Raw genomic sequence first — 25460 nt, forward strand, 5'->3', positions numbered from 1 at the left:
GCCCTACGCCCAGCCCGCCCCTCAGCCAGCCGCGCCGCGCGCCGCGGCCCGACCCGCGCCGGCTCCTGCACCCGCGCCGATATTGAGTCCCGCCAATGGCGAAGAGCCCGAGGTAATGTCGCAGGAACTCAAGCAGATAGGCGACGAGATCAAGCTGCTGCGCAGCCTGCTGCAAAGCCAGCTGGCCAGCTTCGCCTGGTCCGACATGGAAGGCAAGGCGCCCAACCGTCTCGAACTATTCAAGCACCTGCTGGCGATGGGCTTTTCCGCCCAGCTGATCCGCCAGCTGATCGAAAAGATGCCGGCCCAGTACGAGGCCGAGGTCGCGGTCAAGTGGGCGCGCTCGGCGCTGATGCACAATCTGAAATGCGCGGATTCCGACAAGAAAATCATGGACCGCGGCGGCATCTACGCGCTGGTCGGCCCCACCGGCGTCGGCAAGACCACCACCGTGGCCAAGCTGGCCGCGCGCGCCACCATGCGCTTCGGCGCTCAGCACGTGGCGCTGATCACCACCGACAGCTACCGGATCGGCGCCCAGGACCAATTGCGCATCTACGGCAAGATTCTCGGCATCCCGGTGTTCTCTATCCAGAACGAGGGCGATCTGCAACTGACGCTGGCCGATCTGTCCAACCGCCACATCGTGTTCATCGACACCGTGGGCATGGGCCAGCGCGACGCCCGCGTGCTGGCGCAGATCGAAATGTTCCGCACCGCCGGCCGGCCGATCGAGCGCCTGCTACTGTTGGCCTCCAACGCCGACGGCCAGACGCTGGAAGACGTGGTGCGCCGCTACCGCGGCGACGGCCTCACCGGCTGCGTGCTGTCCAAGATAGACGAATCGGTGACGATGGGGCCCAGCCTGGACGTGATCATCCGCAACCGGCTGCGCCTGTTCTACATCACCAATGGTCAGCGCGTGCCGGAAGACCTGCACGCCGCCCACGCCGGCTTCCTGGTGGACCGCGCGATGCGCTCGCAGCAGCAAAACTCCCCCTTCACGCTCCAGGCCGACGAACTGCCGATCATGAACGCGGCCCAGGCCGGATGGTTGTAGCCGCGATGCAGGATCAAGCCGCCAGCCTCCGCCTGCTCAGCGCCCGTTCCTCGCGCGCTCCCAGCTTCGCCTTCATCGGCTCCTCCGGCTCCGGCGCCAGCACCCTGGCCACCGAGCTGGCGCTGGGCCTGGCCTACGCCGGCCAGCGCCCGCTGCTGGTGGACTGCACCCAGGGCCAGGTGCAGGCGCGCCGCCTGGGCGTGCCCACCACCGCCACGTTGGAAAGCCAGGTGCTGACCCTGGGCGGACTGGACGAGATGATGGTGAGTTCGCGCCAGGGCATTCAGCTGATCAATCTCTATGCGCGCCCGGAAGAGCGCGCGCTGTTCTCCGCCCAGCTGTGGCTGCGCCTGGGCAGCGAATTCGCCGCGCTGGAGCGCGACGCCTCGGTGTTGCTGGTGGACGCGCCCAATCCGGCCCACGACCCGGTGCCGGCCAGCGTAGCCGACAATTTGGTATTAGTGCTCACGCCGGCGGCGGAGTCGCTGACCACGGCCTACGCTAATATCAAGAGGCTGTCCGGCGGTTATGGCCGCCAGCGCTTCAATGTGCTGATCAACCGCGCCCGCCATCTGGAAGAAGCGCGCGAGCTGTTCACCCGGCTGTCGGCAGCCACCGGGGAGTTCCTGTCGGTGGCGCTGCGCTGGGTGGGTTTCGTGCCGATGGACAATGCGCTGCGCCGCAGCCAGACCTTGCGCCGCCCGTTGATGGAGGCCTTTCCGGACAGCGAGGCCGCGATGGCGTTCTCGCAGCTGGCCGCGGTGCTGCCGCAATGGGATACCCAGGAAACGCCGCGCGCGGGCACCGGATTCATGGACTTGTTGATTGCCGCCTCGCGCGACTGGGCCGAGGCGGATGGAGTCAAATCTTTATGAGCTTGCCGTCCTATCGCCGAACCGGCTACGCCGCCGCCGCGGCCCCCGTCGAGATCGACGTGGAGGCCTACGCGCCGCTGGTCAAGAAGCTGGCCGGCATGATGATCGCCCGGCTGCCGGCCTCGGTCGACATCGACGATCTGATCCAAGTCGGCGTCATCGGCCTGATAGAGGCCGCGCGCCAGTTCGACCCGGCCCAGGGCGTGATGTTCGAAACCTTCGCCAGCCAGCGCGTGCGCGGCGCGATGCTGGACGAGCTGCGCCGCGAAGACTGGATGCCGCGCCAGGCGCGCCGCCATTCGCGCCAGATCGAGGACGCGGTGCGGCAGCTGGAACACCAGTTGGGCCGCTCGCCGCTGGAATCGGAAATCGCCACCCACATGGGGCTGGAGCTGGAACAGTATCAGGACATGCTGGGCGATTGCCGCGGCATGACCCTGCTGCATTTCGAGGACTTTTCCAACGATGACGGCGACTCACTGCCCGACGCGGTGGCCAATGTCGCCGACGACGACTCGCCGGACCCGTTCGCCGCGCTGGCCGACGGCGGTTTCCGCCAGGCGCTGATAGACGGCATCAAGCTGCTGCCGGAGCGCGATCAATTGGTGATGGCGCTCTATTACGAGCAGGAATTGAATCTGAAGGAAATCGGCGCGGTGCTCGGCGTGTCCGAATCGCGAGTCAGCCAATTGCATAGCCAGGCCATCGCCCGGCTGCGCGCGCGCATCAAGGACTGGCTCTGACGCTCCGCGCCCTGACGCGGCATAACACTAAAAACCGGAACTTCGTGTGGACAAGATAAGCATTGTAGCCATTCTGATGGGTTTGACCGCCATCCTCGCCGGCCAGGCGCTGGAGGGGGGCAACATCGGTTCCCTGATACAGCTGACCGCCTTCATGATCGTCATCGGCGGCACTGTCAGCGCGGTGATGCTGCAAAGCACGCCCAAGCAGTTCGTCGCCGGCGTGCGCATGCTGAAATGGATTTTCCAGCCGCCGGCGCTGGACCACGACAAAATGATCCGCGAAATCATCAACTGGAGCCAGACCGCGCGCAAGGGCGGCCTGCTGGCGCTGGAAGGCTATATCAATCTGCAGAAGGATCCCTTCATCAAGAAGGCGCTGCAAATGCTGGTGGATGGCGCCGAGCCGGACACGCTGCGCTCGGTGATGGACGTGGAAATCTCCATGTTCGAGCACGCGCGCAAGCAGGCGGCGCGGATCTGGGAATCCGCCGGCGGCTATGCGCCGACCATGGGCATCCTGGGCGCGGTGCTGGGCCTGATCCACGTGATGGAAAACCTGTCCGACCCGTCCAAGCTGGGCGCCGGCATCGCCGTGGCCTTCGTCGCCACCGTCTACGGCGTAGGCTCTGCCAACTTGCTGTTCCTGCCCATCGCCAGCAAGCTCAAGCACCTGGTCGCTTCGGAAGTCGCCTTGAAAGAGCTAGTGGTGGAGGGCCTGGTTTCCATCGCCAACGGCGAAAACCCGCGCATCATCGAAAGCCGGCTCAAGGGCTTCCTGGCGATGCACGAATAAACCTGCACCAGATCCGCTGAGAGCCCGTTCAAAGTCTCGCGAGCAAGAGCGAGACAAGGCGAAAACGAGAGAAAAAGCGGAATGTACTCGTGGTACATGAGCATTTTGAGCTTGTTTTCAACGCCGTATCGCTGACGCGCAGCAGATCGTAAACAGGTTCTTAGATCAACGGCGTCCGATGCCTGCCAAGCCTCAGACGCCGTTTGCTATTGGAAAAACTGCTGCAGATAATCGACAAAGGCCCTGACCTTGCCAGGCACATGCCGCCGCGCCGGATAGACCGCCGACAAATCCAGGCAATGCCAGTCGTAATCGCCGAGCAGCGGCACCAGCGTGCCCTCGGCCAAGGCCTGCTCCAGCAGAAAGCGCGGCTGCAGGATCACCCCCATGCCGTGGATGGCCGCGTCGGTCAGGATGTCGCCGTTATTGGCGCGCAGCATGCCCTTGACCTTGACTCGGCCGCTGCTGCCGTCCGGCGCGGTGAAATCCCACAGATTGGGCTGCGTGGTCAGCGCGTACAACAGGCATTGATGCTCGGCCAGTTCCGCCGGCGTCGCCGGCGTGCCGCAGCGCTGCAGATAACTGGGCGCGGCGACGACCAGGTCGCGTATTCGCGCCAGCCGCCGCGCCACCAAGGACGAGTCCGATAGATTGGATACCCGCAACCCCAGGTCGAAGCCCTCCTCCACCAGGTCCACGCGCCGGTCGTTCAGGTTCAGTTCCACCTCGATCTGCGGATACTGCTGATGAAAGCCGGCCACCACCCGTCCCAGGTAGCGCATGCCGAAAGACACCGGCGCCGACACCCGCAAACGCCCCACCGGGCTGCTGGCACCGTGCGATAAACGCGCGTCCAGATCGTCAAGCTCGGCCAACAGGCCGCCAGCCTGCCCCAGATAGGTCTCGCCCGCCTCGGTCAGCGACAAGCGCCGCGTGGTGCGATGCATCAGCCGCACGCCCAGCCTCCCTTCCAGGCTGGATACCAGCTTGGTCACCATCGCCCGCGACAACTCCAGCCTCTCGGCGGCGGCGGCGAAACTGCCCAGCTCCGCCACGCAGACGAAGGCGCGTATCTCCGAAAAGCGGTCCATGATAATTTCCTATTGGTAAACAATATTTTTATTAATAGCGGATTTATTGAATTTACACCACATGGTCAAATGCACTCCATCGCAAATTTGTTTGGAGTCCCACCATGAACCGCTTCCAAAACCCCGCCCTCGGCACCCTGATCCTGCGTCTGTCGCTGGGCCTGATGTATCTGTCCCACGGCTTGCTCAAGCTGCTGGTGTTCACCCCGGCCGGCACCGCCGGCTACTTCGCCAGCCTGGGCCTGCCCGGTTTTGTCGGCTACCTGTCCATCCTGGCCGAAGTCGGCGGCGGCCTGCTGCTATTGTCCGGCTTCTTCGCTCGCTGGGTAGCGCTGGCGCTGGTTCCGCTGCTGCTCGGCACCATCGTGCTGGTGCACGGCGCCCATGGCTGGATGTTCTCCAACGAAGGCGGCGGCTGGGAATATCCGGCCTTCCTGATCACCAGCTCGCTGGCTCTGTTCTTCCTCGGCGACAGCAAGCGTCAGGCCTGAGCCTTACCCTGCCAGCTAGACGGCGGCCCCTCCCAGGGGTCGCCGTTTTTCATTCCACGCATAACAAAAATGCAACAGCCTCCCCGCTGCCATGCCGTCCGAGCCGGGGGCCATTTCTCCGTGCAAAATCAGCCCCCATCCCCGGCCCTTCCATCCCCCCGCCACCGACCAGCCAAGAACTAGTGCAAATACGTGAATTCCTACTTGCTTAATTTCTTGATTGCCATCAAGCTGCACCGTTATTTCGATGTAATTAAACTACAGTATTGGCATCATATCTCTGCTTTGACAGTAAGCGTCAGCACTGTCGCGGCCTGATTGATGTCGCTGCGCCATCGAACACAGACAGGCCATTCCGTACGGTGTACTCTATCCGGCACGCCACACGGAACCGCTCATGAAGAAGCAGGCCGACGCTCGTAATAAAACAACTGATAAATTCCCGATCTGAGGAGTTATATATGAGCACACCCTTGCCACGACTGCAGATCCTCGCCCCCCTGTCCGGGTGGCTGGTCGCACTGGACACCGTTCCCGATCCGGTATTCGCCGGCAAGATGGTTGGAGACGGCATTTCGCTGGATCCGACCTCCTGCAGCCTGCTGGCTCCGGTCTCCGGCACCGTCAGCAATCTACATTCCGCGCACCATGCGCTGACCATCATCTCGCCCCAAGGCGTGGAAGTGATGGTGCACATCGGCATCGACACCGTGATGCTCAAAGGCCAGGGCTTTCAGCCGCTGGTCGCGCAAGGCCAGCAAGTCAAGGCCGGTCAGCCGCTAATCGATTTTGAACTGGACCTGGTCGCGCGCAAGGCGCAGAGCCTGTTGACCCAGATCATCATCACCAATGGCGATGCCACCGTCAGCGCGATGCACTGCGCCAGCGGCCAGGCCGAAGCCGGCAAGACCGTGGTGCTGGAACTGGAACTGTCCGGAGCCGCCGCCACGGCCGCAGCCCCGGCCGCCGACAGCGCCAAGCTGTTGTCCCCGGAAATCACCATCACCAATCCCGCCGGCCTGCATGCCCGCCCGGCCGCGGTATTCGCCAGCAAGGCGAAAAGCTTCCAGGCCGACATTCACCTGCTGCTGGGCGAGCAATCAGCCAACGCCAAATCCGTGGTCGGCGTGATGGGCCTGTCCACCCGCAACGGCGACAAGGTGCGCATCGAAGCCGCCGGCGCCGACGCCGAGCAGGCACTGGCCGAGCTGACCCAGCTGCTGCTGGACCGCTGCGGCGAGGCAGAGGACGAAGCGCCGGCCGCGCCCGCGTCGGCAATCGCCCCCGTCCTGCACGAAGAAAGCGCCGAGCTACTGGTCGGCGTCGGCGCCTCGCCTGGCCTGGCCATCGGCCGTGTCTACCATCACCGGCTGCAAGAATTCGACGTGCCGGAATTCGGCCAAGGCGCCAATCAGGAACAGCAATTCTTCACCCGCGCCACCGAAGAAGCGGCGCAACAGATAGACGCGGTCAAAACCCAGCTGACCGACAAAGCCAAGCAGGCCATCCTGTCCATGCACCAGGAATTGCTGCAAGACCCGGACCTGCTGGCGCAAACCTATGCCGGCCTGGCCGACGGCAAATCCGCCGCCTGGGCCTGGCGCGCCGCCTTCAGTTCCTACTCCGCGCGCCTGGAGGCGCAGGACAACGCCTTGCTGCGCGAACGCGCCAACGATATCCGCGACGTGGGCCGCCGCGTGCTGGCCTTGCTGGCCGGCGTCAAGCAGGCCAGCCTGGACGTGCCGGCCGGCTCCATCCTGATCGCCGAGGATCTGACCCCGTCCGACACCGCCGCGCTGGACCCCAACAAGGTGCTGGGCTTCTGTACCCGCACCGGCGGCGCCACCAGCCATGTGGCCATCCTGGCGCGTTCGCTGGGCATTCCGGCGATCTGCGGCATTTCCCAGGCCGCGCTGGCGCTGCCGGATAGCGAACAAGTCATCATCGACGGCAGCCGCGGCACGCTGCGCATCGCGCCAAACGCCGAGCAACTGGCCGCGGCCGAAACCGAAATCGCCGGCATCGCCGCGCGCCGCGCCGCCGAAGCGGCGATGTCGCAGCAGGAAGCGCGCACCCGCGACGGCGTGCGCATCGAAGTGGTGGCCAATATCCGCAACGCCGCCGACGCGCGCGAGGCGGTGGCCAAGGGCGCCGAGGGCGTGGGCCTGCTGCGTTCCGAATTCCTGTTCGACAACCGCGACACCGCGCCCAGCGAGCAGGAACAGGCGGAAGAATACTGTGCGGTGGCCCGCGCGCTGGGCCAGGAACGCCCGCTGGTAGTGCGCACCCTGGACGTGGGCGGCGACAAGCCGCTGTCCTACCTGCCCTTGCCCAAGGAAGACAACCCCTTCCTCGGCCTGCGCGGCATCCGCGTCAGCCTGGAGCGCCCGGACCTGTTGCGCACCCAGTTGCGCGCCATCCTGCAAGCCGCGCCGCTGACCCGCTTGCACATCATGTTCCCGATGGTGGCTTCGCTGGACGAATTGCGCGCCGCCAAGGCCGTGCTGGCCGAAGAGCAGGCCGCAAGCGGCCAGCATGACGTCAAGGTGGGCATCATGGTGGAAGTGCCCTCCGCCGCCGTCATGGCCGCGCGCTTCGCGCCGGAAGTGGATTTCTTCTCCATCGGCACCAACGACCTGACCCAGTACGTGCTGGCGATGGACCGCGGCCATCCGCAGTTGGCCAAGCAGGCCGACGCGCTGCACCCGGCGGTGCTGGCGATGATAGCGATGACTTGCGACGGCGCCCGCGCCCACGGCAAATGGGTGGGCATCTGCGGCGGCCTCGCCTCCGACGAACGCGCCGCGCCGCTGCTGGTGGGCATGGGCGTCGGCGAGCTGTCGGTCAGCACGCCGGCGCTGGCCGCGGTCAAGGCCACACTGGCGCGCTGGAGCGCGGACGAGTGCCAGGCGTTGGCGCGACAGGCGCTGGCCCTGTCCACCGTGACCGAGGTGCGCGAGTTGTTGAACACCCAGGCCAGATAAACAGGCGCTGGCCCTGAGCACTGCCGGGCGGCGGCAAGGCCGCCCGCTATTCCCTACGCGATCGAGCAAGGAATAAACCATCATGTTTAGTCAATCATTCGCATTTCTGCAAAAAATCGGCAAGGCGCTGATGCTGCCAGTGGCCGTGCTGCCGGTAGCCGGCCTGCTGCTGGGCATAGGCGCCACCGATTTCCACACCCAGAGCAGCGTCGCGCTGGCCATTCTGTCGCTGATGAAGAACTCCGGCGACGTGATCTTCGGCAATCTGCCGCTGATCTTCGCCGTGGGCGTGGCGCTGGGCTTTACCGAAAACGACGGCGTGGCGGCGATCGCCGCGGTGATCGGCCACCTGGTCACCACCGTCACCCTGGGGGTGATGGCCGGACTGATGGGGGTCAAGCCCGACACCATCATGGGTCTGCCGTCGATACAGACCGGCGTGTTCGGCGGCATTCTCGCCGGCGGCCTGGCGGCGTATATGTTCAACCGCTATTACCGGATCAAGCTGCCCGAATACCTGGGCTTCTTCGCCGGCAAGCGCTTCGTGCCCATCGTCACCGCCATCAGCGCCATCGTGCTGGGCGTGGCGCTGTCCTTCATCTGGCCGCCGATAGGCAATGCCATCAAGAGCTTCTCGCAGTGGGCCGCGGTCAGCGACCCGCGCACCGCCGCCACCGTCTACGGCTTCGTCGAGCGCCTGCTGCTGCCCTTCGGCCTGCACCACATCTGGAACGTGCCCTTCTTCTTTGAAATCGGCGCCTTCCCCGACCCGGTCAGCGGCAAGATGATACACGGCGACATCAACCGCTTCTTCGCCGGCGATCCGACCGCCGGCATCCTGTCCGGCGCCTTCCTGTTCAAGATGTTCGGCCTGCCGGCCGCGGCCATCGCCATCTGGCATTCGGCCAAGCCGGAAAACCGCGTCAAGGTCGGCGGCATCATGATTTCCGCAGCGCTGACCTCCTTTTTGACCGGCATCACCGAACCGATCGAATTCTCCTTCCTGTTCGTCGCGCCGGTGCTGTACTTCCTCCATGCCTGCCTGGCCGCGTCGGCGCAGTTCATCGCCAACACCCTGGACATGCACATGGGCTTCACCTTCTCCCAGGGCGGCATCGATTACCTGATGTTCAACCTGTTCGGCGACAAGGCCAAGCATGCCTGGTACGTGCTCATCCTCGGCCCGATCTACGCGGGCATCTATTACGGCGTGTTCCGCTTCGTCATCGCCAAGTTCAACCTGAAAACCCCGGGCCGCGAGGACGAAAGCGCCGAAGCCAGCGTGGAGCTGAGCGAGGACGCGCGCGCGCGCGAACTGGTGCTGGCCTTTGGCGGCCGCTCCAATATCAGCAGCCTGGACGCCTGCATCACCCGGCTGCGCATCGCGGTGAAAACGCCGGCCATGGTGAATCAGGCCAAGCTCAAGAGCATGGGCGCGTCCGGCGTGGTGGTGGTGGGCAACGGCATCCAGGCCATCTTCGGCCCGCAGTCGGAAAACCTGAAGACCGATATGGAAATCTATCTGCGCAGCGCCGGCGCGGATGCCGAACTCGACGCCCCGGCCAGCGCGCCGGCTCCGGCGCCGCAGGCGGCGACGCCGATGCCCGCGGCCGATCAGGGCCAGGCGGCGGCGCTGCGCCAGGCCTTGGGCGGCGCGGCCAAGCTGGCCAAGGTGGAAGCCATCGCTCATACCCGCTTGCGGGTGGAACTGAAACCGGGCTCCCAGCTCAATCAGGACGCCGCGCGCGCCGCCGGCGTGGTGGCGATGCTGGAAGTCTCCCCCGGCGTCTGGCATTTGATCGTCGGCGATCAGGCCGCGGCCCTGGCTCAGGCACTGCAAAGCTGAGTCAGCCGCAAGCCTTCCTGCCATGCCAAACGCCAGCGCTCGCGCTGGCGTTTTTGCTGCCTAGCGCGCGACCCGCACGCCTCCCGCCACGCCGCCACGACTGAACAGTATCTGCCACAGCTGCAGATCCCGGGCGCGAAACGCGCCGGCGCAAGCGCACAGATAGTATTCGAACATGCGCCGGAAGCGTTCCGAGTAAGCGGCGGACAGCTGCGGCCAAGCCCGGCGGAAGCGCTGCAGCCAGGCCATCAGGGTCAGATCGTAATCGGCGCCGAAGTTGTGCCAGTCCTCCATCACCCAGTCCGGCTCGCTGGCGCGGGCGATCTGGCTGGCCGACGGCAGGCAGCCGCCGGGGAAAATATAGCGGTTGATCCAGGGATCCACGCGCAGGCCGGCACGCAGCGAGCCTATCGTATGCAGCAGGAACAGCCCGTCCGGCTTGAGGTTCTTCCTCGCGATCGAGAAATAAGAAGCGTAGTTGCGCGGCCCGACATGCTCGAACATGCCGACAGACACGATGCGATCCGCCTGCAATCGCAGTTGGCGGTAGTCCTGCAGACGGATGTCCACATCCAGCCCCTCGCAATGCCGCCGCGCCAGTTCCAGCTGCTGCGCCGAAATCGTCACCCCGGTCACCTGAACCCCGTAATGGCGCGCAGCGTAAGCGGCCAGGCCGCCCCAGCCGCAGCCGATGTCCAGCACATGCATGCCGGCTGTCAGGCGCAATTTATCGCAGATCAGCCGCAGCTTGGCTTCCTGGGCCTCCTCCAGCGTCGCCGCCTGTTTCCAATAAGCGCAGGAATACTGCAGATGCGGGTCCAGCATCGCCAGGAACAAGTCGTTGCCCAGGTCGTAATGGCGCCGACCGACCCGGCGCGCCCGGCTTGGCGATTGCAAGTTGAACAAGCGCGCGGCGCAGGCGTGCAGCAGCTCGCGGACGCCGCGCGGCAGAGCTTGCTCCAGGCCGGCGCGCAAAACCCGATGGAAGAATGCGTCCAGCTGCTCGCAGTCCCACCAGCCGTCCATATAGCTCTCCCCCAGGCCCAAAGAACCCTGGGCCAGCACGCGACGGAAGAAATCGGGATGGAACACCTTGATGTCGTGGCCATGCCGGCCATTGACCGCGATGCCGGCCTGGGCCAGCAAATCGGCTACCGCTCGGTAGCCGGGACTCCGCGACGCGGCGGCGCGGCGGCGCGGTTCTCGAGACAGGATGAATTCATGCGGCCTCCATGGCTTGCGCCACAATGGTGTTGAACTCATGCAGCGCTCACGGCGAGGCTGCGCGGCAAAGACAAGCTATCCTTGCGCCCGGCTTGTTATTGGCTCCGTGACAGGAGGAGATGCGCCGCCGCCGGATGGCGGCGCGATGGCGGATTACAACTCGAACAACTCGCGCAGATGGCGTGCCACGCCGGCTTCGCGATTGCTGCCTATGCGCGGCACCTGCGGCAGTTGCTCGGCCAGCCGCGGCTGGGCATTGCTCATCATCCGCGGATGGCCGGCGGTCTGCAGCAACTCGATATCGTTCTGACCGTCGCCAAAAGCCAGGCAATGCGCCTTGTCCAGGCCCAGGTCCGACAGCACCAGTTCCAGCGCGTGGCCCTTGGACACGCCGGGCGCCATCACTTCCAGGCAGTCGTCAGCCGAGAAGGTGATGTAAAGCTCATCGCCAAAGGCCTGGTGCAACTTGCGCTCGACCTCCAGCAAATGCGCGTGCTCGCCGATATAGAGCACTTTGCCGACGCCCGCGCCGCTATGCCCGGCCAGATCGGCCACTTGATAGCGCAGTCCGGAATCGGCATGGAAATTGAGCAGGTACTGGCAGGGTTGATCGATCAGCCAGCCATCGTCCAGATAGAAGTTCAGCACCGTGCCGGCGGCGAACTCCGGCTGCGCCAGCCGGCGCACCAGCGCGGGATCGATATCCTGGCGATGCACCAGCTTGTCGTCGGGATCATGCACCCGCGCGCCATTGGAGGTGATCAGGTGGGCGCGGATGCCCAAGGCCTGGCGGATGCCCTGCACGTCCAGATAGTGGCGGCCGGTAGCGATGGCGAAACGCACGCCGCGCGCTTGCAGCGCCTGCAAGGTGCTGGCGGTGAACGGGTCCACCGCGTGATTGGGGTCAAGCAAGGTGCCATCCAGATCGGATGCGATGAAGTAGTACACCGTCAAACTCCCGCGACAACAGAAGCCCTCAGTATACGCCCGCCGCAAGGCGCTGCCCAATATTGAAAGCGGGCGCTCGCATGGACTGATCAGAACCATGCGCCGCCCCGCCATCACGCCGCCGGCGCCGCTTCCCCGCCAAACTGCTCATAGGCCTGCAAGGCTTCCGCCGCCGTCATCAGCGACGGACCGCCGCCCATATAGATGGCCACTTGCAGCATCTCCATGAATTCGGCGCGGCCGCAGCCCAGTTCCACCAGCGCCTTGGCATGGAAGGCCAGACAGCCGTGGCAGCGGTTGGCGATGCCTATCGCCAGCGCGATCAGCTCCTTGGTCTGGTTCGACAAGGCGCCGTCGGCATGCGCGGCGCGGCTCATCTGGCCGAAGCCTTTCAGGGTTTCCGGAATCTCCTTGCGCAGCTTGCTCAACTCCGCGCTCAGTTCCACGCTCAAATCAGGGTAATGCTGGCTCATGTCCATCTCCTTAACATAACAATATATATTATATTTAACTATATATTGAATGGCAAGCCAATACGCAATGCAAAAAGCCGAACTCGATGAGTTCGGCTTTTCAGGTATCTGGTGGCCAGTCGCGGAATCGAACCACGGACACGCGGATTTTCAATCCGCTGCTCTACCAACTGAGCTAACTGGCCGACGGGTGCTGATGCAAGGCGGTGATGGTGGCCAGTCGCGGAATCGAACCACGGACACGCGGATTTTCAATCCGCTGCTCTACCAACTGAGCTAACTGGCCATCACTGCTGCGCTGTCGCGCCGTCAGAGCCACGCATTTAATCAGAGGACGTTAGCCGCGTCAAGGAATAATTGCAAAAAAACGGGCGGCTGCGGCGCGGGAAAAATAAGCGAGCCAGCCGTCGGAAACGACTAGCCCGCCGGATCAAAGACTTAGATCGCGTCCGGCTGCAGGGACGGGTGAGCTGCCGCAAAAGCCGGCACTTGCTCCAGCGCGTCCGCGACGCGGACGATGTGCGGATACGCGGTCAGATCCAGGCCGAAGCGATGGGCGCTGAACACCTGCGGCAGCAGGCAGACATCGGCCAGCGTCGGCTGCTCGCCCGCCGCGTAGCGGCCAGGCGCTGCCGCCAGCTGCTGTTCCAGCGCGGCGAAGCCGGTCTGAATCCAGTGACGTATCCACTGCGCCTTGCCCTCTTCATCCTTGCCGTACTCGGTCTGCAGATATTTGCCGACCCGGGTGTTCTGCAAGGGATGGATGTCGGCGGCGATCGCCAAGGCCAGCGCGCGCACCCGCGCCCGCTCTGCCGGAGCGGACGGCAACAGCCGCGGCGTATCCGGATAGGCCTCGTCCAGGTATTCGCAGATCGCCAGGGACTGCGCGATCTTGACCCCGCCGTCGTCCAGCAACGGCACCAGCCCCTGCGGATTGATGGCCAGATACTCGGGGCTTTGCTGCTCGCCCTTGAGCAGATTGATCGGCTGATAGCGGTAATCCAGCCCTTTCAGATTCAGCGCGATGCGCACCCGGTAGGCGGCGCTGGAACGGAAATAGCCGTACAACACGCGCTCAACCATGTTTCACCACCATCTGCTCGATGGCGCCGAAGACGCTGGCGCCGGTGGCGTCCTTCATTTCGATGCGCACGCGGTCGCCCACTTTCATGAACGGGGTCGTCGGCGCGCCGCTCTCTATGGTCTCTATCATCCGCTGTTCCGCCAGGCAGCAGGAGCCGACGCTGCGGTCATGATTGGACACGGTGCCGGAACCGATGATGGAGCCGGCGGCCAGCTCGCGGGTCTTGGCCACGTGCGCCACCAGTTGCGGGAAGCTGAACTGCATTTCCACGCCGGCGTTGGGATGGCCGTAAGGCGCGCCGTTGTATTCCACCAGCAGCGGCAGATGCGCCTTGCCGTCGCGCCAGGCGGCGCCCAATTCGTCCGGGGTCACCGCCACCGGCGAGAACGCCGTGGCCGGCTTGCTCTGGAAGAAGCCGAAGCCCTTGGCCAATTCATTGGGAATCAGATTGCGCAGGCTGACGTCGTTGACCAGCATCAGCAGGCGGATCTGGCCAGCGCAGGCGGCGGCGTCGGCGCCCAGCGGCACGTCGCCGGTGATCACCGCCACCTCGCCCTCAAAGTCCAGGCCCCAGGCCTCGTCGCGCAGCGGAATCGGCGCCAGCGGCGGCAGGAAGGCGTCGGAGCCGCCCTGGTACATCAGCGGATCATGGTAGAAGCTGGCCGGCACCTCGGCGCCGCGCGCCTTGCGCACCAGTTCGACATGGTTCAGATAAGCGCTGCCGTCCGCCCATTGATAGGCGCGCGGCAATGGGCTGTGGCAGCGCTGCGGCTCGAACGGGAAGGCGCCCGGCACCTCGCCGTCGTTAAGCGCGGCGTAGACCTCCTGCAAGCGCGGCGCCAGCGCGTCCCAGCTATCCAGCGCCTGCTGCAAGCCGGCGGCGATCTGCGGCACCGCCACCGCGCGGGACAGGTCGCGGCTGACGACCAGCAGTTGGCCGTCGCGGGTTTGATTCTGATATGTGGCGAGTTTCATCTTCTATTCTTTCTGCAGCTGGGCAGCTGAAATTCCAGTGATACGGTATGACATCCACGACATCGCCTGAGCGCTATCGCGTCGCGAGCAAGCCGAGGTCGGCGGGAGAAGCGCAGCGGTACAAATGGTACCGCGAGCATCGCAGCGCCGAGATCGGCTTGCGCAGCAGCGATAACGCCAGGCGACTAGGGCTTGGGTTTCCAGCTATCCACATACTGGGCCCACTCCACCTCCGGCATCTGCGGCCCCTGCTCCAGCGCATCGCGCGCGTCTATCATCACCGCCACTTCGTCGGTGAAGGTCTTGGGATCCGTCATCGCCTTGGCGAAGGCCTTGGGATGCGGCCCGTGGGTGAAGCCGGCCGGATGGAAGGTCAGCATGCCCGGCTTGATATTGTCGCGGCTGAAGAAGTCGCCGGCGTGATAGAAGATCACTTCGTCGTAATCGTCGTTGTTGTGATAGAACGGCACCTTCAGCGCGCCCGGATCGGACTCGATCGGCCGCGGCACGAAGGTGCAGATCACGAAACCGTCGGCGACGAAGGTGGTGTGCGCCGACGGCGGCAAGTGATAACGGTGGCTCATCAGCGGCCGGATGTCGCGCCAGTTGATGCGCGCCACCGAGTGATTGCCGTGCCAGCCCACCGCGTCCAGCGGATTGAACGGATAAGTCACCGTGGACAGCGCGCCGCGGCGCTTGATCACCACCTGCCACTCGTCCTCGGTCTGCTGCGCGCGGAAGGCGTCGTCTATCGCCGGCACGTCCAGCATCGCCTCGTCGAAAATGGCGTGCGGCCCGACCAGGCCTTTATCCGGCAACTGGTAAGCGCCGTTGCTGGCCTCGATCAGCAGCATGGTGGTGGGCGCCGCCGGCTCGATGCGCCAGCTGGTGGAGCGCGGCATCAGGATATAGTCGCCGTCTCGATAGCTCAGGTGGCCGTAATCGCAAAACAGCTCGCCGCTGCCGGCGTGGATGAACAGCATGTCGTCGCCGTCGCCGTTGCGGAACAACTGAGTCATCGCCTGATCCACGCTCCAGATGCGCAGCTTGCACTGCGCATTGTGCAACACCAGCGGCGCGGCCCAGGGCGCGGCGACGTTCTTGGGCAACTCATTCAGATCAAAGGCGCGCGGGCGCAGCGGACCTTCCCAGGCGCTCCAGCCGGTGGGCGGATGCTTGTGGTGCAGATGGGTGGCCGGACCGAAGAAGCCGCTGCGGCCCACTTCGCGCTCATAAATGGCCTCGCTCGGGAAATCGGCGTGGGCCTGGCGCGAGACGGTGCCTTCGCGGTGGGGGTACTGAATCCATTTACGCATGGTGAGTCCTTCAAGCCCGCCGTCGGAACGGCGGGCATCGCATGGATGAACAGCGGGCTTTAAATGACGCCGCGGCGAATCTGGTCTTCTTCGATCGACTCGAACAGCGCGCGGAAGTTGCCCTCGCCAAAGCCCTCGTTGCCCTTGCGCTGGATGATCTCGAAGAAGATCGGACCGATCACGGTTTCGGTGAAGATCTGCAGCAGGATGCCGGCGCCGTCCACCGGCGCGCCGTCCACCAGGATATGGTTCTTGTGCAAGCGCGCCAGATCCTCGCCATGGCCCGGCACCCGGGTGTCCACTTTTTCATAATAAGTGTCCGGAGTGTCCAGGAAGCGGGTGCCGGCGGCCTTCAAGGTTTCCACGGTGTGGTAGATGTCGCGGGTGGTCAGCGCGATGTGCTGGATGCCTTCGCCATGGTATTCGCGCAGGAATTCCTCGATCTGGCTCTTGTCGTCGGAGGATTCGTTGATCGGGATGCGAATCTTGCCGCAGGGGCTGGTCATCGCCTGGGACACCAGGCCGGTGAGCTTGCCCTCGATGTCGAAATAGCGGATTTCGCGGAAATTGGCGATATCGGTGTAGAAACCCGCCCACTTGGCCATATTGCCGCGGAAGACATTGTGGGTCAGGTGATCGATCTCATACAGGCCCACGCCTTGGGGATGCTGATCCACGCCGTCCAGCGGCAGGAAGTCCACATCGTAAATGCTGTGCTCCGGACCGTAGCGGTCGACGAAATACAGCGCCGAGCCGCCAATGCCTTCCACCGCCGGGATGTTCAGCTCCATGAAGCCGATCGGACGTTCGTACTTCTTGGCGCCATGGGCCAGCGCGTATTCATAGGCCTTGGCCGCGTCCTTGACCCGCCACGCCATCGCACAAGCGGACGGGCCGTGCTCGTGGCCGAAGGCCTTGGCCGGCTGCGACGACTCGCCGTTCAGAATGAAGTTGATGTCGCCCTGACGGAACAGGCTGACGTTCTTGCTGCGATGGCGCGCCACTTCGCTGAAGCCCAGCGACAAAAACAGCGCTTTGAGCTTGGCGATGCCATCTTCAGTGGGGGCGGTGTACTCGACGAATTCAAAACCGTCGGTGGCCAGGGGGTTTTGCAGCATGGTTTCCATTTTCATCTGTTTCTCCTGTTGTAGATGAGTGTGCGCCGGCTCGCGACGAGCGGAAGTAGAGCGCCGCTCTGAACTGGCGACTTTGTCTTGTGGTCCGCGCAACAAGCTTGTTTATTAACAATTAACACTAGCTTTTGATGGCATGTCTTGTGATAGTCTTGTCATGACATGTTGAGAAAGCCTTGTTCTAGACACGGTTTCACCGGGTAAAGCGCACAAGAAGACGGGACAGAAGAAAGAAAAGGCTGAATAGCCGGCGCTGATGAACACTCACGCCGCGCACACGGCCTGCCGCAATGACTTGCGGCAAGCTTCTCCTCTGGATGTGAATCTTAAATCTCCGCCGTCTTATCGCTCGACAAACCCCGGTGCTTTTTTAGCGCCGTGTGTAGAATGCGTTTTTAGGCTTTTTATTCTATGGAAACTACGGGGCAATTTTCTTGCTAAATACCAAGAAACCAGTAATAACTAAGTATAAAACACTAATATTTTGCCTCTTTTAGGAGAAAACATGCCAAGTCTTACATTAGATAAGACAGACTTGCGTATTCTGGCCGAGCTACAGCATGACGGTCGCTTAACCAACGTGGAATTAGCAGAACGGGTGGCCCTGTCTCCATCCCCTTGTCTGCGCCGTCTGAAACAGCTGGAGGAGTCCGGCGTGATCCGCCAGTACGTGGCGCTGCTGGATCCGGCCCGCATCGGCCTGGGCTTGCAGGCCTGGGTGCGGGTGACGCTGGAAAAGCGCGGCAATGCGCATTTGCAGAGCTTTATTGAAGCGGTGCAGAGCTGGCAGGAGGTCATCAACTGTTTCGCGATGACCGGCGAGATGGACTATCTGTTGCAGGTGTATTTCGAAGACATGGAACACTTCTCGCGCTTCGTGATGGATGAACTGCTGCAGCATCCTGGCGTCGCCGATGTGAAATCCAGCTTTGTGCTCAAGGAGATCAAGCGGACGACTTCATTGCCGCTGGGCCAATTGCGCGGCCTTTAGGCGAGCGGCCTCGCGCCGCGTCAGGATTAGAACAGAACGGCCCGGTATTCCGGGCCGTTTTGCATGGGAACGCGTCCTGATTCACAAACCTAGCCGCTGCCAAATGGTGGACACCAAGCCGGCCTGATTCAGCGTGTAGAAATGCAGGCCCGGCGCGCCGTGCTGCAGCAGGCGGTCGCACAGCTCGGTCACCACGTCCAGGCCCAGCGCGCGGATGGACGCGCTGTCGTCGTAATAGGCCTGCATGCGCTGGCGCAGCCAACGCGGCACTTCCGCGCCGCACATGTCGGAAAAACGACACAGTTGCCCGAAGTTGGAGATCGGCATGATGCCCGGAACGATGGGAATATTCACGCCGCGCGCCTGCGCTTCGTCGACGAAACGGAAATAGGCGTCGGCATTGAAGAAGTACTGGGTCATCGCCGAATTGGCCCCGGCGTTGACCTTGCGCACGAAGTTGTTGATGTCGTCCTCGGCCGAGCGCGCCTGCGGATGGAATTCAGGATAAGCAGCCACTTCGATGTGGAAATGATCGCCGTGTTCGGCGCGGATGAATTCCACCAGCTCATTGGCGTAGCGGAATTCGCCGGCCGCCACCATGCCGGACGGGATGTCGCCGCGCAGCGCGACGATGTGGCGGATGCCGTTATTGCGGTATTCATTGAGAATGGCGCTGATATTGTCGCGGGTGGAACCGATGCAGGACAGGTGCGGCGCGGCGGCATGGCCTTCGCTGCGGATTTCCAGCACCGTCGCCAGCGTGCCGTCGCGGGTGGTGCCGCCGGCGCCGAAGGTGACGGAAAAGAACTGCGGCTTGAACTGGGCCAGTTGCTGGCGCGTGGTGCGCAGCTTGGCGATGCCTTCCGGCGTTTTGGGCGGAAAGAATTCGAAACTGAAGGTTCGGCTCTGTGCTGTCATGATCTCTCTGTATCTCCTGCGGGAGACTCCTTTGTTTTTATAGGATGACCGCGGTCCGCGGCGGCGGACAAGAAAAAACGGACAGCACCATTCTAATAGCACTGTCCGTTTTAATATCGTTATAAAAATCAATAACGATAGTGATCCGGCTTATATGGCCCTTGCTTGGGCACGCTGATATAGGCGGCCTGCTCGTCGGACAGCTCGGTCAGCCTGGCGCCGATGCGGCCCAGATGCAGGCGCGCCACCTTCTCGTCCAGATGCTTGGGCAACACATAAACCTGTTTGCCGTATTGCTGGCCGTTGGCGAAGATTTCCACTTGCGCCAACACCTGGTTGGTGAAGGAGTTGGACATCACGAAGCTGGGGTGGCCGGTGGCGCAGCCCAGATTGACCAGCCGGCCCTCGGCCAGCAGGATCACTCGCTTGCCGTCTGGGAAAATGATGTGGTCCACCTGCGGCTTGATATTGTCCCACTGGTACTGGCGCAGGCTGGCGACCTCGATCTCGCTGTCGAAATGGCCGATATTGCAGACGATGGCGTTGTTGCGCATCTTCTTCATGTGCTCATGCGTGATCACGCCGACATTGCCGGTGGCGGTGACGAAGATGTCGGCCTGATCTGCCACTTCGTCCATGCGCACCACGCGGTAGCCTTCCATCGCCGCCTGCAGCGCGCAGATCGGGTCCACCTCGGTCACCCACACCGTGGCGCCGAGGCCACGCAGGCTCTGCGCGCACCCCTTGCCCACGTCGCCATAGCCCAGCACCACCGCCACCTTGCCGGCCACCATCACGTCGGTGGCGCGCTTGATGCCGTCCACCAGCGATTCGCGGCAGCCGTAGAGGTTGTCGAACTTGGACTTGGTCACCGAGTCGTTGACGTTGAAGGCCGGGAACGGCAAGCGCCCTTCCTTCTCCAGCTGATACAGACGGTGCACGCCGGTGGTGGTTTCCTCGGTCACGCCCTTGATGTGCTTGAGACGCTTGGAATACCACTGCGGGTCTTTCTGCAGATAACGGGCGATGGCGGCGAACAGCGCGGTCTCCTCCTCGTTGGACGGATGGCTGATCGCGCCGCGATCGCTTTCCGCCTTGCTGCCCAGCATCAACAACAAGGTGGCGTCGCCCCCGTCGTCGAGAATCATATTGGCCGGCTCGTTCTCCGGCCATTCGAAGATCTTGTGGCTGAACTCCCAGTACTCGTCCAGGCTCTCGCCCTTGAAGGCGAACACCGGGATGCCGGCCGCGGCGATGGCGGCGGCGGCGTGGTCCTGGGTGGAGAAGATATTGCAAGAGGCCCAGCGCACTTCGGCGCCCAGCGCCACCAGGGTCTCGATCAAGACCCCGGTCTGGATCGTCATGTGCAGACTGCCGGCGATGCGCGCGCCGCGCAGCGGCTGGCTGTGCCGGTGCTCGTCACGCAGGGCCATCAGGCCCGGCATCTCGGTTTCGGCAATCGCCAGTTCCTTGCGGCCCCAGGCGGACAGATTGATATCGGCAACATGAAAATCGGTGAAATCAGCCATCGCGAGCATTCCTTAGTTCACGCAGCCGGCCAGGATGCGGCTCACCCGCTCCCGTGCCCGGCACGGTTTTGATCAGGTGAGCGCCGTTGAAGCGAGAGCGGCCCGAGCCTGGGGATGGATCATCCTCGCAGCGCCCCTCGGGCCGACCGGCCGCCGGCAGCGTGGAACACGCGGGCGGCGACGTTTCGATTATACCTATGCCGCTCGGAAAAGGTAGGAGTCCGCATGCCAAGAAGATACACTACCGGCTTGCCGATCCATCGTCGCCCCATGACTTTCGATTTCACCCCGCTGGCCGCCCTGTCCGGGATCGCCGCGCTGATTGCCACCGCCATCGCCGCCATTGCCTGGTATCGCCGCCAGTTCCCCGGCGTGCGCTGGCTGGCGCTGCTGATGAGCGCGGTCGCCGTCTGGGCCGCCGGCGCCATGTGCGAACTGGCCGCCACCAGCCTGCCCGTCAAGATAGCCTGGTCCAAGCTGGAATACCTGGGCACCTTGAGCACTCCGGTGCTGTTCCTGCTGCTGGCGCTGGACTACAACCGCATCCAGTTGAGCCGGCGCTGGCTGGCGGCGCTGTTCGCGCTGCCGCTGCTGTGCCTGCTGCTGGCGGCGAGCAATGAGATGCACCAGCTGATCTGGACCGGCTATCGGCCCAGTCCCTCCGGCTACAATCTGCTGATCTATGAGCACGGCCCGGCGTTCTGGATCGGCGTCGCCGGCTATTCCTATCTGATGATGCTGATAGGCTCGCTGATGCTGATCCGCGCGCTGCACTACTATCCAGCCCACTTCCGCGGCCAGTCCATCGTGCTGATGATCAGCGCCTGCGCGCCCTGGCTCGGCAACATCCTCTACCTGAGCGGCGCCATGCCGCTGCAAGGCCTGGACCCGACGCCGCACTCCTTCACCGTCACCGGCCTGATATTCGCGCTGGATCTGCTCTATTTACGCCTGCTCTACCTGGTGCCGGTGGCGCGCGCGCGCTCTTTCGAAGCCATGGGCGATGGCGTGATGGTGGTGGACGACAAGATGCGCATCCTGGACCTAAACCCAGCCGCCGCGCGGCTGCTTGGCCAATCCAGCCGCTTGCTGCTGGGGCAGCCCTTGCCGGCGGACTGGCCGCATGCCCAGATCCTGCCCTGCCAGCAGCAGCAACTGGAGCTGTCCTTGCAGGATGGCTCGCGCATCCTTGACCTGCGCGTGTATCCAATCACCCAACAGACCCAGCCGCACTCCAGCCGCATGCTGGTGCTGCGCGACATCACCGAACGCCGCCAGGCGGAGGAGGCGCTGCGCAGCGCCAATCAGACCCTGGCCATGCGCATCGCCGAAATCGAGTCGCTGCAGGCGGCGCTGCGCGAGCAAGCGCTGCGCGATCCGCTGACCGGCCTGTACAACCGCCGCTATCTGGATGAGATGTTTCCGCGCGAGCTGAGCCGCGCCCGCCGCGACGGCAGTTCCTTGGCCATCGCCCTGATCGATCTCGATGATTTCAAGCGTATCAACGACAGCTTCGGCCACTTTCACGGCGATCAAGTGCTGCGGCGCTTGGCGACCTTGCTGGACAGCGATGGTAGCGAGGAGGACGTGATCTGCCGGCTGGGCGGCGAGGAGTTTCTGGTGCTGATGCCGGGCTGCGGCTGCGAGCATGCCTTGCTGCGCGCCGAGCGCTGGCGCGCGGCCTTCGAACGCTTGCCGCACGGCGCCGGCGACGACAGTTTCTGCGCCACGTTTTCCTGTGGCATCGCGGTCTTTCCCAAGCACGCCGGCGCCGCGCCCCAGCTCTACCAAGCCGCGGACCAGGCCCTGTACCAGGTCAAGGCCGCCGGCAAGAATGCCTGTCGCCTGAGCGCGGTCCTCTAGCCAAAAACAAAAAACGCCTGTCCGTGGACAGGCGTTTTTTGGCGTGCAACCGCGAGCGGTTTACAGGCCGGCGTCGGCGCGCAGCGCTTCCACCTTGTCGGTGCGCTCCCAGCTGAATTCCGGCTCTTCGCGGCCGAAGTGGCCGTAAGCGGCGGTCTTGCTGTAGATCGGACGCAGCAGGTCCAGCATCTGGATGATGCCTTTAGGACGCAGGTCGAAATGCTTTTTCACCAGCTCGACGATCTTCTCGTTCGGGATGGAATTGGTGCCAAAGGTATCCACCGCGATCGAGGTCGGCTCGGCCACGCCGATGGCGTAGGAAACCTGGATCTGGCACTGGCGCGCCAGGCCGGCGGCGACAATGTTTTTCGCCACATAGCGGCCGGCGTAGGCAGCGGAACGATCCACCTTGGACGGATCCTTGCCGGAGAAGGCGCCGCCGCCGTGCGGCGCCGCGCCGCCATAGGTGTCGACGATGATCTTGCGACCGGTCAGGCCGCAATCGCCCATCGGGCCGCCAATCACGAAACGACCGGTCGGATTGATCAGGAACTTGGTTTCCGGGGTAATCATGTCCGGCGGCAGCACCGGCTTGATGATGTCCTCGATCACCGCTTCGGTCAGCGTCTTGTGATCGATGTCCGGGGTGTGCTGAGTGGACAGCACCACGGTGTCGATGCGCTTGGGCAGGCCGGTGGCGCTATCGTAGACGCAGGTGATCTGGCTCTTGGCGTCCGGACGCAGCCACGGCAGGCGGCCGTCCTTGCGCAGCTCGGCCTGACGCTGCACCAGGCGGTGTGCGTAGTAGATCGGGAACGGCATCAGCGTCGGCGTTTCATCGCAGGCATAGCCGAACATCAGGCCTTGGTCGCCGGCGCCCTGGGTCAGATCCAGGCCTTCGCCCTCGTTGACGCCCTGGGCGATGTCCGGGGACTGCTTGTCGTAGCAGGCCATCACCGCGCAACCGCGGAAATCGAAGCCCAAGGCGGAATCATCGTAGCCGATGCGCTTGATGGTCTCGCGGGCGATCTTGATGTAATCGATGTTGGCGCTGGTGGTGATTTCGCCGGCCAGCACCACCAGACCGGTATTCACCAGGGTCTCGGCGGCGACGCGCGCATGCTTGTCCTCGCGCAGGATGGCGTCGAGGATGGCATCGGAGATCTGGTCGGCGACTTTGTCCGGGTGTCCTTCCGACACCGACTCAGATGTAAACAGATATTCGCTCATTTATTATTCGTTCCCGAAAAATGCAAAACCTTGTGATGATAAAATAGGTCGCTTTAAGACCAAGACTGAGCTTCATATGTCTAAGCTAGTCCATTTATTGCTGTCTTTCTTGGCGCACCTGCCTTTATCCTGGCTACAAGGCCTAGGTGCCGTTCTTGGACGACTGACTTATCATGCGTCCCCCCGCTATAGAGCACGGCTCCGGGAGAACCTAAGTTCTAGTAAAATCTGTCGAAATTATCAGCTTTTACCGCGATTAGTCAAACAAAGCGCGGCGGAAACCGGCAAGGGCGCGCTGGAACTGGCCATAGCCTGGTGCCGCGAACCGGACGACATCGCCGCCATGGTGCGCGAATGCATCGGCTGGGAGCATGTCGAAGCGGCGCTGGCCAAAGGCCACGGCATCGTCTTCGTCACCCCGCACCTGGGCAGCTACGATATCGCCGGCCGCTACATCAGCTCGCGGCTGCCGTTTCCGCTGACCGCGATGTACCGCCCGCCCAAGCTCGCCTGGCTGGAACCGGTGATGCAGGCCGGCCGCGCTCGCGGCAAAGGCAAGACCGCGCCGGCCACCGGCGCCGGGGTGCGCGTGCTGATGAAGGCGCTGAAATCCGGCGAAGCCACCATCATCCTGCCGGACCAGGTGCCCGGCAACGGCGAGGGCGTATGGGCGCCGTTCTTCGAGCGTCCGGCCTATACCATGACCCTGGTGCCGCGGCTGGCGCAGATCAGCGGCGTGGAAACGCTGTTCTTCGTTGGCGAGCGTCTACCAGGCGGCCAGGGCTTCCGCGTGCACATCGAACCGCCGGCGCAAGCTTTCAGCGGCGATAAGGAGCAAGATGCCACTCAGCTCAACGCCCAGGTGGAAGCGCTGATCCGCCGCTTCCCCAGCCAATACCTGTGGAGCTATAACCGCTATAAATGTCCGCCCGGCGTCAGCCGGCCAGACGCGCAATAACAGGAACGCTCGGAACCCCCTCGCCAACGCAGCGAGGTTTTCGAGCGTCCCAGCAAGGAAATCTATGAAATTCGCTTTTGCCCTGCTTTGGTTGATTCGCCTGCTGCCGATGTGGGCGATCGGCCTGCTGGCCCGCGGCCTGGGCAATATCGCCTACTGCCTGGCACGCGGCCGCCGCCGCGTCGGCATGATCAATCTGCGCTTGTGCTTCCCGGAAATGCCCATTGCCGAACGCCGCCGGCTGATCCGCCGCAATTTCCAGCACATGATACGCATGGTGCTGGAATACGGCGTCGCATGGTGGAGCTCGGCCCAGCGCATCGACAAGCTGGTCGAGATCAAGAACCTGCACTATGTCACCGAGCTGCGCGAACGCGGCGAAGACGTGATCCTGTTCTATCCGCACTTCGTCGGCTTCGAAATGTGCGTGTATGCGCTGAACCAATACATTCCGCTGGTCAGCGTTTACTCCCATCAGAAGAACGAAGCGCTGGATCGCCAGATCTACCAGGGCCGCCAGCGCTACGACAATGCCTACATCGTGTCGCGCCAGGAGGGCTTGCGTCCCATCATCAAGGCAATGCGCAAGGACCACGCGCCCTTCCTCTACCTGCCGGACCAGGACTTCGGCGTGCGCGACTCGGTCTTCGTCGACTTCTTCGGCGTCAAGGCCGCCACCATCACCGGCCTGTCCCGCATCAGCAAGCTGGCGCGCGCCAAGGTGGTGCCGGCCATCGCCCGCCGCGTCGGCGACCGCTTCGAGCTGGAGTTCTACCCGCCGTGGGACGACTACCCGAGCGAAGATGTCGAGGCCGACACCCGCCGCATGAACGCCTTCCTGGAACAGCGCGTCCGCGAAATCCCGGACCAGTACTTCTGGCTGCACAAGCGCTTCAAGAGCCGGCCGCAAGGCGAAGCGCGCTTCTACTAAG

22 protein-coding genes, 2 tRNA genes and 1 riboswitch are annotated in these 25460 nt (G+C 63.6%); of the genes, 11 read left to right on the forward strand and 13 right to left on the reverse strand.

The window, feature by feature from the left end; genetic code table 11:
- The 4 genes from flhF to LQT98_RS07600 all read left to right on the forward strand — a co-directional run.
- Positions 1-1060 (forward strand): flagellar biosynthesis protein FlhF (flhF, locus tag LQT98_RS07585; protein WP_269325969.1); only part of this gene is annotated, 1060 nt, incomplete at its 5' end.
- A gap of 5 nt (positions 1061-1065) precedes the next feature.
- Positions 1066-1935, forward strand: coding sequence for a MinD/ParA family ATP-binding protein (locus tag LQT98_RS07590; protein ID WP_231461753.1), 870 nt, complete (start codon positions 1066-1068; stop codon positions 1933-1935).
- The gene (locus tag LQT98_RS07595; protein ID WP_048411762.1) at positions 1932-2678 is read left to right on the forward strand and encodes an RNA polymerase sigma factor FliA; all 747 of its coding nucleotides are present in this window, start codon (positions 1932-1934) and stop codon (positions 2676-2678) included. The genes LQT98_RS07590 and LQT98_RS07595 overlap by 4 nt, the downstream gene beginning before the upstream one ends.
- Positions 2679-2724: 46 nt before the next feature.
- Positions 2725-3474 carry a flagellar motor protein gene (locus LQT98_RS07600; RefSeq protein WP_231461754.1) on the forward strand — a complete coding sequence of 250 codons (750 nt, stop codon included), beginning with the start codon at positions 2725-2727 and terminating at the stop codon, positions 3472-3474.
- A 206-nt stretch (positions 3475-3680) separates the two neighbouring features.
- Here LQT98_RS07600 and LQT98_RS07605 read toward each other — a convergent pair whose 3' ends face one another.
- Positions 3681-4565, reverse strand: a complete 885-nt coding sequence (locus LQT98_RS07605) for a LysR family transcriptional regulator (RefSeq protein ID WP_048411760.1) — start codon at positions 4563-4565, stop codon at positions 3681-3683.
- A 104-nt stretch (positions 4566-4669) separates the two neighbouring features.
- Here LQT98_RS07605 and LQT98_RS07610 point away from each other — a divergent pair, with 104 nt between their 5' ends.
- The 3 genes from LQT98_RS07610 (at position 4670) to ptsG (ending at position 9886) form a co-directional block, all read left to right on the forward strand.
- Positions 4670-5056 carry a DoxX family protein gene (locus LQT98_RS07610; protein WP_231461755.1) on the forward strand — a complete coding sequence of 129 codons (387 nt, stop codon included), beginning with the start codon at positions 4670-4672 and terminating at the stop codon, positions 5054-5056.
- Positions 5057-5517: 461 nt separating this feature from the next.
- Complete coding sequence (ptsP, locus tag LQT98_RS07615) at positions 5518-8040, forward strand: phosphoenolpyruvate--protein phosphotransferase (protein ID WP_231461756.1); 2523 nt, start codon at positions 5518-5520, stop codon at positions 8038-8040.
- A gap of 82 nt (positions 8041-8122) precedes the next feature.
- Entirely contained in the window at positions 8123-9886 is a 1764-nt protein-coding gene (gene ptsG / locus LQT98_RS07620) for a PTS glucose transporter subunit IIBC (protein ID WP_231461757.1), read from the forward strand.
- A 60-nt stretch (positions 9887-9946) separates the two neighbouring features.
- Here the strand turns inward: ptsG and cfa are convergent, their stop codons facing one another.
- From cfa to hppD, 9 genes are all read right to left on the reverse strand, one after another.
- On the reverse strand, positions 9947-11149 hold the full coding sequence (gene cfa, locus LQT98_RS07625; RefSeq protein WP_231461758.1) for a cyclopropane fatty acyl phospholipid synthase: 1203 nt from the start codon (positions 11147-11149) through the stop codon (positions 9947-9949).
- Between the two features lie 114 nt (positions 11150-11263).
- Positions 11264-12058, reverse strand: coding sequence for a Cof-type HAD-IIB family hydrolase (locus LQT98_RS07630; RefSeq protein WP_231461759.1), 795 nt, complete (start codon positions 12056-12058; stop codon positions 11264-11266).
- 113 nt (positions 12059-12171) lie between these two features.
- Entirely contained in the window at positions 12172-12531 is a 360-nt protein-coding gene (locus LQT98_RS07635; RefSeq protein ID WP_231461761.1) for a carboxymuconolactone decarboxylase family protein, read from the reverse strand.
- A gap of 109 nt (positions 12532-12640) precedes the next feature.
- A tRNA-Phe gene (locus LQT98_RS07640) sits at positions 12641-12716 on the reverse strand.
- A 25-nt stretch (positions 12717-12741) separates the two neighbouring features.
- Positions 12742-12817, reverse strand: a tRNA-Phe gene (locus tag LQT98_RS07645).
- A gap of 152 nt (positions 12818-12969) precedes the next feature.
- Positions 12970-13614, reverse strand: a complete 645-nt coding sequence (gene maiA, locus LQT98_RS07650; protein ID WP_231461764.1) for a maleylacetoacetate isomerase — start codon at positions 13612-13614, stop codon at positions 12970-12972.
- Positions 13607-14590, reverse strand: a complete 984-nt coding sequence (locus LQT98_RS07655) for a fumarylacetoacetate hydrolase family protein (protein WP_231461765.1) — start codon at positions 14588-14590, stop codon at positions 13607-13609. The genes maiA and LQT98_RS07655 overlap by 8 nt, the downstream gene beginning before the upstream one ends.
- A gap of 185 nt (positions 14591-14775) precedes the next feature.
- The gene (locus LQT98_RS07660; RefSeq protein ID WP_231461766.1) at positions 14776-15906 is read right to left on the reverse strand and encodes a homogentisate 1,2-dioxygenase; all 1131 of its coding nucleotides are present in this window, start codon (positions 15904-15906) and stop codon (positions 14776-14778) included.
- A gap of 59 nt (positions 15907-15965) precedes the next feature.
- The gene (hppD, locus tag LQT98_RS07665) at positions 15966-17039 is read right to left on the reverse strand and encodes a 4-hydroxyphenylpyruvate dioxygenase (RefSeq protein ID WP_048408794.1); all 1074 of its coding nucleotides are present in this window, start codon (positions 17037-17039) and stop codon (positions 15966-15968) included.
- Between the two features lie 505 nt (positions 17040-17544).
- Here hppD and LQT98_RS07670 point away from each other — a divergent pair.
- Positions 17545-18030, forward strand: a complete 486-nt coding sequence (locus LQT98_RS07670) for an Lrp/AsnC family transcriptional regulator (RefSeq protein WP_039756263.1) — start codon at positions 17545-17547, stop codon at positions 18028-18030.
- Positions 18031-18111: 81 nt separating this feature from the next.
- On the opposite strand, the gene metF is transcribed toward LQT98_RS07670, so the two are convergent.
- Entirely contained in the window at positions 18112-18948 is an 837-nt protein-coding gene (gene metF / locus LQT98_RS07675; RefSeq protein WP_048408795.1) for a methylenetetrahydrofolate reductase [NAD(P)H], read from the reverse strand.
- Between the two features lie 128 nt (positions 18949-19076).
- Positions 19077-20486, reverse strand: a complete 1410-nt coding sequence (gene ahcY, locus LQT98_RS07680) for an adenosylhomocysteinase (protein WP_231461767.1) — start codon at positions 20484-20486, stop codon at positions 19077-19079.
- 62 nt (positions 20487-20548) lie between these two features.
- Positions 20549-20622: riboswitch (S-adenosyl-L-homocysteine riboswitch) on the reverse strand.
- Positions 20623-20702: 80 nt separating this feature from the next.
- Here ahcY and LQT98_RS07685 point away from each other — a divergent pair.
- Positions 20703-22340 (forward strand): histidine kinase N-terminal 7TM domain-containing diguanylate cyclase, encoded by a 1638-nt coding sequence (locus LQT98_RS07685; RefSeq protein WP_231461768.1) that lies wholly within the window; start codon positions 20703-20705, stop codon positions 22338-22340.
- Positions 22341-22400: 60 nt separating this feature from the next.
- Here LQT98_RS07685 and metK read toward each other — a convergent pair whose 3' ends face one another.
- Positions 22401-23570: a methionine adenosyltransferase gene (gene metK / locus LQT98_RS07690; RefSeq protein ID WP_048408798.1), complete on the reverse strand. Its 1170-nt coding sequence runs from the start codon at positions 23568-23570 to the stop codon at positions 22401-22403.
- Between the two features lie 76 nt (positions 23571-23646).
- Here metK and LQT98_RS07695 point away from each other — a divergent pair, with 76 nt between their 5' ends.
- Positions 23647-24528 carry a lysophospholipid acyltransferase family protein gene (locus tag LQT98_RS07695; RefSeq protein ID WP_048408799.1) on the forward strand — a complete coding sequence of 294 codons (882 nt, stop codon included), beginning with the start codon at positions 23647-23649 and terminating at the stop codon, positions 24526-24528.
- 64 nt (positions 24529-24592) lie between these two features.
- Entirely contained in the window at positions 24593-25459 is an 867-nt protein-coding gene (locus LQT98_RS07700; RefSeq protein WP_048408800.1) for a lipid A biosynthesis lauroyl acyltransferase, read from the forward strand.
- Position 25460 lies beyond the last annotated feature (1 nt).

The sequence above is a fragment of the Chromobacterium aquaticum genome (assembly GCF_021129195.1).
Classification (GTDB): Bacteria; Pseudomonadota; Gammaproteobacteria; order Burkholderiales; family Chromobacteriaceae; genus Chromobacterium; species Chromobacterium aquaticum.